This window comes from Pseudoalteromonas sp. SR43-7 (assembly GCF_014163785.1).
GTDB classification, from domain to species: domain Bacteria; phylum Pseudomonadota; class Gammaproteobacteria; order Enterobacterales; family Alteromonadaceae; genus Pseudoalteromonas; species Pseudoalteromonas distincta.
Genome location: NZ_JACJDY010000013.1, coordinates 119602 through 133603 on the forward strand (window position 1 = coordinate 119602; position 14002 = coordinate 133603).

Sequence of the window (14002 nt, forward strand, 5' to 3'; positions counted from 1 at the left end):
ATCGCCTCTTTTCAGGCACACTTATATTAATTTTTTAGGATACATATTATGTCTAATACAACTACTGGTTCAGTAAAATGGTTTAACGAAGCAAAAGGTTTTGGTTTTATCGAGCAAGAATCTGGTCCTGATGTTTTCGCACATTTCAGCGCAATCTCTGGCGACGGTTTCAAAACTTTAGCTGAAGGCCAACGTGTACAGTTTACTGTTACTCAAGGTCAAAAAGGCCCACAAGCCGAGAACATTGTTAGCATCTAATTGCTACACAATTTAATGGGTTAGCAATAACCCATTTTGAATACTAGTTTGAAAGAAGTTTTGTTTTATTTGTTAGTACCGAGTTGTTTTAGTAATAATCCTACGCGATATCCTCAAGTTAACTATTTTTTCCGGCTCAATCGCCTCTTTTCAGGCACACTTATATTAATTTTTTAGGATACATATTATGTCTAATACAACTACTGGTTCAGTAAAATGGTTTAACGAAGCAAAAGGTTTTGGTTTTATCGAGCAAGAATCTGGCGCAGACGTTTTTGCACATTTTAGCGCAATCTCTGGCGACGGTTTTAAAACTTTAGCTGAAGGCCAACGTGTACAGTTTACTGTTACTCAAGGTCAAAAAGGCCCACAAGCCGAGAACATTGTTAGCATCTAACTGCTACACAATTTAATGGGTTAGCAATAGCCCATTAATATACTTATCTATATAATTTTTAGTCAAATATCGTCAAAATCCCCTTCTATACATATTTTCCAAGCGCCATCTCATTTGTATCCGCAACTCATTAATTAGTGCATTTTTAAACACATTTACTACTATCTCTCTTGAGCGAAAGCTTTGTATTGCCTACAATAGCGCATACTTCATTCAATATAGAATATGACCATGAACGACACTACCGCAAAACCTGCTTTACCAGATCGCCTTTCTATTAATCCACGTAGCCCACATCATGTGGAAGAAGTTTTTGAACACGATATTGGTATCACGTTCAACGGCAAAGAGCGTTTTGATGTTGAAGAATACTGCATCAGCGAAGGTTGGATAAAGTTTGCATCTCCAAAAGGCCTTGATCGTCGCGGACAACCACTGTTACTTACAAGAAAAGGCACTGTTGAAGCCTTTTATAAGTAAGCTAATACTACTTACTAAAAAAGCGACACCATATTGGGTAGTCGCTTTTTTTGTGCCTTTTTAATAGGTTGAGCTTTTTTCATGCCCAACCTGATGAAGTTTCATTATGATTTTTTAAAAAATATGTTTGAATAGCGCCATACTATTTAGACATATAGAAGTCCATAAGTGAAAAAGGTAACAATTTTAGATGGCGGCATGGGACGTGAACTTAAGCGCATTGGCGCACCGTTCTCACAGCCACTTTGGAGTGCACAAGCACTTATAGAAGCCCCACACTTTGTAGCACAAGCCCATCAAGGCTTTATAGATGCAGGCGCTGAAATAATTACGGTTAACAGTTATGCCTGTGTGCCCTTTCATTTAGGTGAAGCGCTATACCAAGCTCAAGGCGCAGCTCTTGCAAAGCAAGCTGCGGTCATCGCAAAAGAAATAGCTCAAAACGCTAAACAAAATGTATTAGTAGCAGGTTCATTACCACCCGCATTTGGCTCTTACCGCCCTGAACTATTTGAAAGCGAGCGCGCATTTACTATTTTAGATACGCTATATAAAGCGCAAGACGAGTATGTAGATTTATGGATTGGCGAAACCATATCGAGCATTGAAGAAGCGCACGTTATGGCAAGCGTACTTAAAGGCTCAAACAAGCCATGTTATTACGCATTTACCTTAAATGATGAAATAAGCGAGCAAGCTAAACTTCGCTCTGATGAACTGGTAAGTGACGCAGTAGCGGCTTTGCTTAAACAAAATGTTGCGGGTATTTTCTTTAACTGCTCAATTCCTGAGGTTATAGAGCAAGCCTTTAGCGATACCAACGCGGTATTAGCCAAGCAAAATAAAAGCGTTATTTTAGGCGCTTTTGCTAATGGCTTTACACCTATAGCGCGCGACTACAAAGCCAACGAAGGCTCGCAAGCGTACCGCGATATTTTACCTTCAGAATACTTAGGCTTTGCTAAAAAGTGGCACAGCCAGGGCGCAAGCATTATCGGCGGCTGCTGTGGTATTGGCCCAGAGTTTATTGAAGTACTGGCAAACTGGAAACAGGAACTTGAAAGCGCTTAGGCATTTAGTGCTTTTATAAATATTAGGGCTTATTTGTTGTTACCCAATCAAGCCCTTGAATTGCTGTAGTAGGAAAAGCGGTTGCATGGCTCGCCCCTTCAATAACAACGCTTTTTAATTCAATATTGTCACTTTTAAGTGCATTAATTTTTTGCGCTAGCAGCTTTGCCCCTTCCACCATGTTTTGCCCTTCACCAAAGCTTGGGGTTTCCTTTGCTCCCACAGATATATAAACCTTTGTAGGCACTTTAGGTTTATGTGCTTGTAGCGCTAAAATTGCATTGTTATTAAACCAAACTGATGGGCTGCCAATAATATAATTGTTAAATAAGTCGGGCATCGTAAATAAAATAGTGGCGCCAAATAATCCACCTAAAGAGTTACCTATATAGGTTTTATGTGTGCTACTTGCTCGGTAGGTATTTTCTATATATGGCAGTACCGTATTTTTTAAAAACAGCGCATGGTTTTGAGCGTTACCGGTTTGTTTTTTCCAGCTTTGAGCCTTACTTGGTGTGTAGTCTCTAATTCGGCTATTAGACCCTGTGGAGCCTTTTTCGTAGCTAATGGCCACAATAATAGCCTGCTGCATTTTTCCGCTATTCATAGGAAACCGTGTAGCACCTGCCACAATAGGAAACGTATACGGCGCATCGGTTAAATAAATAACTGGATATATTTTTTCAGGGTGCTTTTTATATGACTTAGGAAGCTGAATAAAAACAGGGTATACCCGATTGGTCACGGGCTCAGTGAGCTCAATAACGCTGCTTCTAGGGATTTGGTACGGGGTATTTGCGCTTAATTTAAAACACATTAAAGCGCAAAGTAACAGCAGGGATTTTAAAGCAGTATTCATTAAATTAATTAACCTAAGCCAAGCGTAATAAACCAATATTAGATGATTACTTTAACTCACTTTTAGCTTTAGGCTATTAAAAATTTAAACTCCGAGCTTTGAAAGGCAGTGCTACACGTTAGTTGTTTGTAGCACTAACACCGCTAAGCTACCTGATCAGATTCATCGCCTGAACACGGGCAATTATCATCATTTTGTTTAAGGCATTGTTGATAATTAAACCAATGAGCCACAGCAATAAACGCTGAGCCTATTAAGGTTAGCGCTTTTTCGGCTATTTCATGCCCTAGCAATACCGCACATATCATAAAAGACAGTCCAATAACGCCGCAGGCCATGTAACGTTTACGCTTGTGCTTTTTACAGCCTAAGCTCAATGCTAATAAACTGGTGGGTAATACAGCTGCAAGAATCCATAAATGAAATTGTTCACTATCTATTTGCAGTACAGCAAAGCTTGGCAATAGCGCTAAAATAACCGGGGTTGCAAAACAATGTACTGTACACATTAACGATAACCCGATCGCCATACGATCCATAACACTTTGACTCGACTTCATTATTTCCTCTACTAAATTAGTGCCTCTACTCAAAAGCGTTACCTTCAAGGAGACATTTTAGTAACAACAGTTAATTACTATTGATACATTATAACATTTCTCGCATAATTGATATAATATAACATCTAACAAGGTAGTCAAATGAAACCTAGATCACAATTAGCTGTTCTCATCGCAGCTTTATTACCAGCAAGTGTGCTGGCATCCACAATTGAAGGCGTTGTTTTAAACAATCAAGGTAAAATAGTTACCAATGCAACCATAGAAGTTGAAGGCTCAGACCTTAAAGTCACCACCGACGACAACGGTAAATTTTTTATAGCAGAACTAAACAATGGCTTAAAAGAACTTCACGTTGTAGCCCCTGGATATGCTCACCTTCATCGCGATATAACAATAACGAATGATGAAAACCAATCGGTTACGTTTAATTTAAAGCGTTCGCCTATTGAAGTTATTGATATTGAAGCAACCCCTATTCATATGTCGGCAATGGAATCTGCCTCACCTGTTAGCGTTTTATCTGGCGAACAACTAAGACGACAACAAGCTGCAACCCTTGGCGACAGCCTTGAAAAACTCCCAGGTGTTAATACTAACTTTCACGGTAAAGTAGCCAGTACACCAATTATTCGTGGTTTAAGCGGCCCACGTGTACTTATTACTCAAAATGGCCTCGATGTAAGCGATGTTTCGCGCGTTGGCCCCGATCACTCTGTTGCATCAGAAGCATCTACCGCACAACAAATTGAAGTATTACGCGGCCCAGCAACACTGTTTTATGGTAGCGGAGCGATTGGTGGTGTAGTTAATGTGGTAGATAGCCGTGTACCAACCGACAGCACAACACGCGGCGAGTGGAACGTAGAGCATAACTCGGTAGATAACCAAAAAGTAGCCTCGTTTAATGCCACCACAGGCACAGACTCGGTGGCTTTTTACGCCGATGCATTTTGGCGTGAGGCCGACGACTACGAGGTGCCTGTAGCTGCCGATATAGATAGCGATGGTGAAGAGCATCGCGGCGATTACACTGTTGAAAACAGTAATGAAGAGTCTGACGGTTTTACTGTTGGCGCTAGCTATTTAATGGATAACGGCTTTATTGGCTTAGCAGTAGAGCAATTTAATCGTCAATACGGCATTCCAGGCCATACGCACGGCGAAGAAGAAGAGGAAGAACACAGCGACGAAGAAGAAAGCGTATTTGCTGATTTAGAACAAACTAAGGTGCAATTATTAGGTGAGTACAACCTAGATAATAAATGGCTAAACAAAGTAAACCTGCGCGTTGGCCACACCGACTACGAACACGCTGAAATTGAAGGTGGCGCTGTAGGCACCACATTTAAAAACGAAACAAATGAATTACGTATAGACCTACTACATAACCAGTTTAGCGAGTGGAATGGCGGCATTAGCTTTCATTACAAACAAAGCGATGTTGAAGCACAAGGTGAAGAGGCCTTTACGCCTCCATCAGAAACCGAAAGCTTTGCTGTAGCACTAATGGAAGAAAGACACTTTGGTGATTTTTTAGTGCAAGTAGGTGGGCGTATAGAGCGTGTAACCATTGAAGCAGGCGACGTATTACTGCCAAATATTGACGCTCACGCACACGATGAAACAGAAGAAGCCGACGAACACAACCACGAAGAAAGTGCAGAAATTACGCGCGTATTTGACGTAGAGCATGAATTTACCCCAATCAGTTTATCGGCAGGCGTAGTATGGGATTTTACACCTAACTATAACTTAGGCCTTTCGGTATCGCGCTCTGAACGTGCGCCCTCTGCCTCTGAATTGTTATCGTTTGGGCCACACATTGGTACTGGCACTTACGAAGTAGGTGCACTATTTGATTTAGATGAAGACGGTCATTTGGGTTTATCTGATCAAGCAATTGATTTGGAAACAGCCAATAATATCGATTTAACCCTGCGTAAAACCCAAGGGGATGTTGGCTTTATTTTAAATGCCTTTTACAACCAAGTAGATAATTACTATTACCAAATAGACACCGGTTTATTCGCCGAAAGTGGCCACGACCATGGCGATGAAGAAGAAGGGGCTGACGAACACGACCATTCATCAGAACTGCCGGTTTATTTATTTAAAACAGACGACGTAATTTTACACGGGTTTGAAGCGCAAATTGCGTGGCAATTAACCGATGAATTTAAAGTCGATTTATTCTCAGATTACGTTCGTGCACGCCTTAAAGACGGCGGCGATTTACCCCGTACTCCACCGCTTCGTTTTGGCAGCGAGCAAAGCTATCAAACAGATAAATTAAGTGCGCATATTCACGTTACTCGCTATCAAAAGCAAGGCCGCACAGCCCCACAAGAAACAGCCACAGACGGTTACACATTGGTTGATGCAAGCATCTCTTACGACCTTTCAGTATTAAACCAAGATATGTCTGTGTACCTACGAGGTACCAACTTAACAGATACAGAAGCACGCGTGCACAGCTCGTTTGTAAAAGATATAGCACCACGTCCAGGGCGTAGCTTTGCGCTAGGTATTCGCGGTTATTTTTAAGCATTAAAAAATTATAATTAAGGGAAATAAACATGAAAAAACTATACAAATTAAAGCTTATTGCACTGGCTATTAGCACTACATTTATTACAGCCTGTGGCGATGCAGAGACCAATATTGTAGAAAAAGATCCTATTGTTGTAGAGGATGGGCACGATCATGACGATGATCACGACCATGATGATGGCTACACAATTGATTCATTAGGCAGATTAGCTGTGCTTGCAGGCAACAGCAACGAAGCCAGCTTTTATGACCTAGATGACAACTCTCTGCTTGAAACATTTACCCTTACGAATGATTCAAACACGCTGTCGTCATCACCTGATTTTCGTTATGCCGTTATTGTAAGCAGAGCACAAGATTACTTAGGCTTTATTGATGGTGGTTTATGGCGTGAAGACCATGGCGAGCACCTGCACGATTATGAGCAAAGCCCAGCGGCTAGCAGCTATGAGTTAACAAGTGGCAGTCGCCCTACTCACTTAATAACTCACGACGGGCAATTAGCTGTTTTTTATGATGGTGATGCAGACTCAGGTACGGTTGCCTCTGTTGAAGTATTAACAGATAACAACATAACAAGCGCAACAGCAACACTACCTGGTATTAGCTACGATATTAATATGCACGGTGTAGCAGAGCCTCGCGGTGAGCATTTATTATCAACACTTCGCCGTGATGACAGCGAAAGCACATCGGTTGCTAAAGTACTGCCAGACCAAGTAGGTGTTTATCACTTTCATGATGGTGAATATGAGCTTGAACAAACCTTAGAACTGACGTGTCCTGATTTACACGGTGCTGCACAAAACCACGACTACGTAGTATTTGGCTGTAGCGATGGCGTGTTATTAGCCCACCAGCACGATGATGAATACGAAGCAGAAAAAATAGCGAACATTTCAGCCGTTGGCGATTTACGCATTGGTAGTATTTATGGCCACGAAGATAGCGAGACCTTTATTGGCGTAGCGTCTGGCCATGGAGGCGGCGAAGCCGTAATTGTAACTATTAACCCTGTAACAGCACAAATGGAAGAATTAGAATGGCAACTTGCCGATGGCGCAAGTGCTGTGTCGTACTCTTTTTCTGCCCATGGCGAGCACTTTTTAATATTAGACAGCTTAGGCTTTTTAAATGTATTTAGCGCACACGACAATGATGGCGAAATGCATTGGGAGCTTGAAGGCCAAGTTGATATTACCGAGCAAGATGTTTCAACCATGCCAGAGGGCATGAGCTTTAGCATGACAGTGGCGCAAAATGGTCAGTTTGCTTACGTTGCAGACCCTATTGCTCAGCACGTTGTGCAAGTACACCTTGAAGACTTAGAAATTGAAAGTGAGCTAGAGTTAACTTTTCCACCTACAAGCATTACCTGGTTAGGGATTGCACAAGAAATAGAAGATGAAGATCACGACCATTAATTTAAAACTAACGCTTTAAGTTAAAGCCACAAAACAAAAAACCCGTAATTAGGTTTACTAATTACGGGTTTTTACAGCTATTTATTTAGCTCTATTGTTACTTACGGCGCCAGCCACTCCATACATCATCTATATCATCGGCTTTGTTTTTGTTCTTTTTCTTACCGGTGCCTTCTGGTTTTGCCATTGGCTTTTCATTTTTAAGCGCCTCGGCAGCATCAAGATTAGCTTGGTTTACAGCAAAACCGGTTACTTCTTCACGCTCTAAACGTAGTTTGTTTTTCTTCTCGATTATTTTAAAGTGGTGCAAATCTTCGTAATCAACCAATGAAAGCGCTAAGCCTACTTCACCAGCACGGCCGCTTCGACCAATACGGTGCATGTAATCAGAAGGGCTACGCGGTAAGTTAAAGTTAATAACAACAGGCAGTTTGGCAATATCTAAACCACGGGCTGCTATATCGGTGGCTATAAGTACTTCGATTTCACCGGCTTTAAATTTTTCTATTACGCGAGTACGTTCACTTTGGCCTTTATCACCATGAAATACCTGTGCGTTAATACCACGCTTTTCAAGCTTACCCGCTAAGTGCTCACAGTCTTTTTTAGCGTTTACAAAAATAAGTGCTTGGCGCCATTTATGCGCTTTAATTAAATGCGCTAAAACCGTAGTTTTTTCGCCTTTATTTACCGTAAACACGCGTTGAACAAGTGTGCTTTCATCTTTATTTTGTACTTGTATTTCAACAGGATTAGTTAACAGTTCTTGCGTTAATTGAGTGACTTGCTCTGGGAAGGTCGCTGAAAACAACATGGTTTGTTTTTTAGCAGGCATTAACGCTAAAAGATCAGCCAGCTCTTCGGTAAAGCCAAGGCTTAGCATACGGTCGGCTTCATCAAGCACTAAGGTCGTCACTTTATCGAGCTTAATAGCATTGCTTGAGATTAAATCAAGCAAACGACCTGGCGTTGCAACAATAATATCGGCGCCGCCGCGCAGTGCCTGCATTTGTGTATTAACCGACACACCACCAAACACGGCCACCGTTTTAATTGCGCCATTAAAGTTAGCAGAATACGATTTAACGCTATCGGCCACCTGCGCAGCAAGCTCACGCGTCGGTACTAAAATAAGCCCAGATACAAAGTTACCTTTGCTCGCTGCTTTTTTAGCGCTTTGCTCTACAAATAGCTTTTGTAGCATTGGCAGCGCAAACGTTGCTGTTTTACCTGAGCCAGTATTTGCCCCCGCAATTAGGTCACTTCCCGCCAAAATACTCGGAATTGCTTGTGCCTGAATAGGTGTAGGTTGTGTGTATTCAAGATCAGACAATCGAGCAATTAGCTCTGGAATTAGGCCAAGTTCGTTGAAATTACTAGGATTTGCGGCTGAGGTCATAAAATGTGCGGGCTCATTACTAAAATAGCCTGTAATTTTAGCGTATTTATTACCCGTTAAGTAGGGGTTAGTGATTTTAATGTGGTTTTAGAAAAAGAGAAAAGCTTTTACTCCCTTTTCTCTTTAAATATATAACAATCGAGTTGGATTAAAAAGTGGTTATGTTTCGCCTTTGCCTAAAGCTATTTGTAGTTTAGCTTTTGTTTCTTTTAAGTAATTTATATAAGGATATGAGTCGTCTGCAATCGCTAAAGCAGATTCCATCTGTTCAAGCGCTTGGCGAGTATCACCCTGCATTTCATAGCCATAAGATAAGGCTGAAAATGCATCGACTGATTTTGGGTGGTTTTTTATATTGTACTTAAATACCTCAATAGCACGGGTAAACTGCTTGCTACCCGTTAAGTTATAACCGAGTGATCTAACAGCGCGATCCGGTGGCCCAATCTGCTCGCCCCATTGCTGAGATAATGTTTGATAATAAGCATCAATAGAGGCTACATCGTCAGTTAAATCACTTATGGGCATTTGTTTAGGCAAAAATAAGTTGTGATAGGCATTAAATGCCCCAGCAACCGAGGTTAGGTTATGCGAGACACCATCAAACGCATCACTAAAGAAGCGTAGCTCTCGCACTTTATGCGATTGCAGTGATTGCTGTAATTCATCGTACCTTTCACGCATTATGCCGGCTTCTTCGCCGATATTGATGTAAACGTAACTGTTAAGCTCTTTCGTTTTAGCTATAAACGATTTTGTACTTTTTACCAATGCGCCATAGTTCCACCAAACGGCAGGGCTGTAAGCAATATGCGCTTGGAATAACTCAGGATTTGCTTGCAACGCATATAGCGCAAATACACCACCAGCAGATGCGCCAGAAATCACTTTATAGTCATGCGTACGATAGTTCTTATTAACTAAAGGTATGAGCTCTTGTTCAAAGAACGCTAAAAAATTTGCCGCACCGCCCCCTTCACCAACTGGGCCTTGTGGCTCTTTATTCACTGTAGGATAGAAATCTCTGAGTCGATTAGTGCTTTCAACAGCGACAATAATAACCTCAGGCGCACGATTATCATTTTGTAAGCGCTCAATAACAGCACTGGCAAGCGGTATATTACCCGCTCCATCTAGGCGATAAATAACTGGATAAACTTTGTTTGGATTAGCTTGGTAACTCTTTGGAAGTTGAACTACAACGGTACGTAGCTCATTTAAAATTAATGAATTGATAGTATGCGTTTGTTGCTTATAGCTAATGGTTTGCTGTTTTAAATCAGGCTCTGCAAGTGTGCTATTAGAAACTATAAATAAGCTACATATAAAAATAGCAGTGAATAAACGCATAGCTAATCCTTTAGAAAATAGTGTGTTATTTAATCTAACAGGCTTTGAGGTACAAAAAAAGGCGCATCGAGCGCCTTTTTAGTTTTAACTAATAAATAATAACCTATTGATTTTACTCAACCGTAACAGATTTAGCTAAGTTACGAGGTTGGTCAACGTCAGTACCTTTAATTACCGCTACGTAGTACGACAGTAACTGTAATGGCAGTGTGTAAACAATTGGCGCAATAATGTCGTCAGTGTGGTTTACGTTGATAACACGCATTGTGTCGTCTGACTCAAAGTGTGAATCTTTATCTGCGAATACGTAAATAATGCCGCCACGTGCGCGTACTTCTTCTACGTTTGATTTAAGCTTTTCTAATAACTCATTGTTTGGTGCTACAACAATAATTGGCATGTCAGCATCAATAAGTGCGAGTGGGCCATGTTTTAGCTCGCCCGCTGCGTAGGCTTCTGCGTGAATGTACGAAATCTCTTTAAGCTTAAGCGCACCTTCCATTGCGATTGGATATTGTGAGCCACGACCTAAAAACAGTGAGTGATGCTTGTCGGCAAATTCTTCTGCAAGGTCTGCAATGCCATCTGCAAGCAGTAATGTTTCTTCAAGCTTAGCAGGTAGTACTTTTATAGCATTTACAATAGCACTTTGATCAATCTGTTTTTCTTGAGCTATAGACGCAGTAAGCATTAACAAACCAACTAATTGCGTTGTAAATGCTTTAGTAGAAGCCACGCCTATTTCAGCGCCAGCTTTGGTCATAAAGGCAAGATCTGATTCGCGTACAAGCGATGAACCAGGTACGTTACAAATGGTCATTGAGGCCATGTAACCTTGCTCTTTAGCTAAGCGTAATGCAGCTAGCGTATCGGCAGTTTCACCCGATTGAGAAATAGTAACAAGTAAGCTATTTTCATGAACAAACGACTGACGGTATCTAAATTCAGAAGCTATTTCTACATTACAGCTAACGCCTGCAAATTGCTCAAGCCAATAACGTGCAACCATACCTGAATGGTAAGACGTGCCACAGGCAATAATTTGCACGTGTTTTACGTCTTTAAATATTTGCTGAGCGCTTTCGCCAAACGCATCAATTGCTACGCGGTCGTCGTTTAAACGCCCTTCAAGGGTATTACGTACCGCAAGTGGTTGCTCGTAGATTTCTTTTAGCATGTAGTGGCGGTAGTCGCCTTTGCCTGATGCATCTTGTGTAATGTTTGATTCAATCACTTCACGCTCTACAGCGTCGCCGTTTTCGTCAAAAATTTCTACTGTATCACGTGTAATACGCGCTACATCGCCTTCTTCTAAAAAGATGAAGCTACGAGTAACAGGTAATAGTGCTAACTGATCAGAAGCTATAAAGTTTTCGCCAAGGCCTAAACCAATAACAAGAGGGCTACCTGAGCGCGCTACAATGATTTCGTTGTCGTTTGCTTTATCAAATACAACTGTACCAAACGCACCTTCAAATTGCTTAACAGCTGCCTGTACTGCTGCAAGTAAACTAGTGTGCTGCTTACGAAGCTTATGAATTAAGTGCACCATTACTTCGGTATCGGTTTCAGATAGAAACTCGTAACCTTCTTCTTTAAGCGATGCGCGTAAGCTAGCGTGGTTTTCAATAATACCGTTGTGCACGAGTGCTAGCTGGTTGTTTGATACATGCGGGTGTGCGTTTTCTTCTGTAACGCTACCATGTGTTGCCCAGCGAGTGTGTGCAATACCTGTATGACCGCTAACGCCTGCTTTCTCAAGTGCAGCTTCTACGTTTACTACTTTACCTACTGCTTTAACAGTATTAAGTGTGTTGCCATCAAGCAATGCTACGCCTGCTGAGTCATAACCACGGTATTCAAGACGTTTAAGGCCTTCAACTAAAATTTTGTTTACTGGACGTTCTGCAACTGCCCCAACTATTCCACACATAGTGTCTCCATTAATTTTTTAATTCTAGTAACTCACTTTGTAGTTACTATTCAATAATCTCTGCGCAAATTAGTTTTACACCACACGCCTCAATTGCTTTGCGCTTTTCGTCTGCCAAGCCATCGTCGGTTATTAATGTGGTTACTATTTTCCACGGTAATTCTAAATTTGGTATTTTTCGGCCAATCTTATCTGATTCAACCATTACAATTACTTCACGAGCCGCTTTTGCCATTACTTGGCTCAAACCAACTAACTCATTAAAGGTTGTTGTGCCACGTTTTACATCTATACCATCCGCACCAATAAAGAGCTGATCGAAGTCGTAAGAGCATAATACGTTTTCGGCAACTTGCCCCTGAAATGACTCAGAATGTGGATCCCAGGTTCCACCGGTCATCAAAAGTGTTGGCTCGTTCTCGAGTGCTAATAAACGACTTGCTACTTTAATTGCATTGGTCATTACAACTAACCCGCGCTTATTTGCAAGCTCAGGGATCATGGCGGCCGTAGTACGCCCGCTATCAATAATAATACGGTTATGATCTTTTATAAGCGTTGCTGCTGCTTTAGCTATAGCCACTTTGCGCTTAGAGTCTATCTCATCGCTAACAATTTCTTTAGGCAGTGCAATAGCACCGCCGTAACGGCGAAGTAATAAACCACTTTTTTCAAGCGAGGTTAAATCTTTTCGAATGGTTACTTCAGATGTTTGAAACTGCTGTGCTAACTTTTCAACGGCGACTTCACCTAATTCATTAACTTGAACCAGTATATTGTGACGACGCTGCTGTGTGTTTCGTTTAGTCATAAAGCTCGTGAATTAAGTTTCATTTCGAAAGTTACGCGATTTTAAACGAAACAACTTAAATGGCAAGTGAACGAGCAAAAAAAACACAGTTTTATTCTAATAATAATAAAACTAAAAGTACGGTAAGCTGTAACTAATTAAGTTATAAAGATAAATACAATGCAGTCATTTAACAGTATCAGTAAAGAATACTTAGCACAGCGAAAGCAAGCAGGTGAAACCTGCCGTTTATTTAATAAGAGCCCAAGTAAAGGCAACTTAAAACGTATCAAAGAGTTATTTTTAAAGTCGGGTGATGGTGTAATTATAGAATCAGGTTTTCATTGCGATTACGGCAATCAAATAGTTATTGGTGATCGTACTTTTATGAATATTAATTGCACACTTCTCGACTCGCCATTAGCCAATCACTCAATCACCATTGGTGATGACTGTTTAATAGGCCCGAACGTTCAGCTTTTAGCTGTGTCACATGCTACTAATCCAGCAAAAAGGCTTAATAAGGAAAACTTTGCAGCACCTATCGCGTTAGGCAATAACGTATGGATTGGCGCAGGCGCTATTATTCTTGCTGGAGTTAATATAGGCGAAAATAGTATTGTGGGTGCGGGTGCTGTCGTTACTAAAAATGTAATGCCTAATACCGTGGTAGCGGGTAACCCAGCTCGTGAAATAAGAACATTATAGCTATTACCGATGTTATCTTTTCGTCGGGAGTCGCTACGCTCGCCCGACCTACGTGATAGGGGTTGCTGTGAGTGTGTGTTAATTGCGCGTATTTTACTTTTCTGCAGACGTAAAAAAGCCCGACTATTTCTAGTCGGGCTCTCTACAATTTGAAGCCTGGTAATGTCCTACTTTCACATAGCAAATGCTACACTATCATCGGCGCTGTTTCGTTTCACTA

Annotated in this window: 13 protein-coding genes; 7 read left to right on the top strand and 6 right to left on the bottom strand. The window is 41.2% G+C overall.

Annotated features, from left to right (window positions below; translation table 11 throughout):
* The first annotated feature begins 48 nt into the window (after positions 1–48).
* From H5087_RS11660 to H5087_RS11675, 4 genes are all read left to right on the top strand, one after another.
* Positions 49–258 carry a cold-shock protein gene (locus H5087_RS11660; RefSeq protein ID WP_182672130.1) on the top strand — a complete coding sequence of 70 codons (210 nt, stop codon included), beginning with the start codon at positions 49–51 and terminating at the stop codon, positions 256–258.
* Positions 259–445: 187 nt separating this feature from the next.
* On the top strand, positions 446–655 hold the full coding sequence (locus H5087_RS11665) for a cold-shock protein (RefSeq protein WP_007580429.1): 210 nt from the start codon (positions 446–448) through the stop codon (positions 653–655).
* 231 nt (positions 656–886) lie between these two features.
* A complete protein-coding gene (locus tag H5087_RS11670) occupies positions 887–1135 on the top strand; it encodes a DUF3297 family protein (RefSeq protein WP_002963088.1) in 249 nt (82 codons plus the stop codon).
* Positions 1136–1303: 168 nt separating this feature from the next.
* Positions 1304–2206: a homocysteine S-methyltransferase family protein gene (locus tag H5087_RS11675; protein WP_182672131.1), complete on the top strand. Its 903-nt coding sequence runs from the start codon at positions 1304–1306 to the stop codon at positions 2204–2206.
* 22 nt (positions 2207–2228) lie between these two features.
* On the opposite strand, the gene H5087_RS11680 is transcribed toward H5087_RS11675, so the two are convergent.
* Positions 2229–3065 carry an alpha/beta hydrolase gene (locus H5087_RS11680; RefSeq protein WP_182672132.1) on the bottom strand — a complete coding sequence of 279 codons (837 nt, stop codon included), beginning with the start codon at positions 3063–3065 and terminating at the stop codon, positions 2229–2231.
* Between the two features lie 143 nt (positions 3066–3208).
* Complete coding sequence (locus H5087_RS11685; protein ID WP_138540492.1) at positions 3209–3625, bottom strand: MerC domain-containing protein; 417 nt, start codon at positions 3623–3625, stop codon at positions 3209–3211.
* Between the two features lie 141 nt (positions 3626–3766).
* Between H5087_RS11685 and H5087_RS11690 the strand changes: the two genes are divergently transcribed.
* Together H5087_RS11690 and H5087_RS11695 are read left to right on the top strand one after the other, a co-directional pair.
* Positions 3767–6172, top strand: coding sequence for a TonB-dependent receptor domain-containing protein (locus tag H5087_RS11690; protein WP_182672133.1), 2406 nt, complete (start codon positions 3767–3769; stop codon positions 6170–6172).
* A 32-nt stretch (positions 6173–6204) separates the two neighbouring features.
* The gene (locus H5087_RS11695; protein ID WP_182672134.1) at positions 6205–7602 is read left to right on the top strand and encodes a 5-methyltetrahydrofolate--homocysteine methyltransferase; all 1398 of its coding nucleotides are present in this window, start codon (positions 6205–6207) and stop codon (positions 7600–7602) included.
* A 97-nt stretch (positions 7603–7699) separates the two neighbouring features.
* Here the strand turns inward: H5087_RS11695 and H5087_RS11700 are convergent, their stop codons facing one another.
* From H5087_RS11700 to H5087_RS11715, 4 genes are all read right to left on the bottom strand, one after another.
* Positions 7700–9001 carry a DEAD/DEAH box helicase gene (locus tag H5087_RS11700; RefSeq protein WP_182672135.1) on the bottom strand — a complete coding sequence of 434 codons (1302 nt, stop codon included), beginning with the start codon at positions 8999–9001 and terminating at the stop codon, positions 7700–7702.
* A 159-nt stretch (positions 9002–9160) separates the two neighbouring features.
* Positions 9161–10351, bottom strand: a complete 1191-nt coding sequence (locus H5087_RS11705) for an alpha/beta hydrolase-fold protein (protein WP_182672136.1) — start codon at positions 10349–10351, stop codon at positions 9161–9163.
* A gap of 112 nt (positions 10352–10463) precedes the next feature.
* Positions 10464–12284: a glutamine--fructose-6-phosphate transaminase (isomerizing) gene (glmS, locus tag H5087_RS11710; protein ID WP_182672137.1), complete on the bottom strand. Its 1821-nt coding sequence runs from the start codon at positions 12282–12284 to the stop codon at positions 10464–10466.
* Between the two features lie 46 nt (positions 12285–12330).
* The gene (locus tag H5087_RS11715) at positions 12331–13095 is read right to left on the bottom strand and encodes a DeoR/GlpR family DNA-binding transcription regulator (RefSeq protein ID WP_182672138.1); all 765 of its coding nucleotides are present in this window, start codon (positions 13093–13095) and stop codon (positions 12331–12333) included.
* Between the two features lie 159 nt (positions 13096–13254).
* On the opposite strand from H5087_RS11715, the gene H5087_RS11720 reads away from it, so the two are divergent.
* A complete protein-coding gene (locus H5087_RS11720; RefSeq protein WP_182672139.1) occupies positions 13255–13782 on the top strand; it encodes a sugar O-acetyltransferase in 528 nt (175 codons plus the stop codon).
* Positions 13783–14002: the final 220 nt, after the last annotated feature.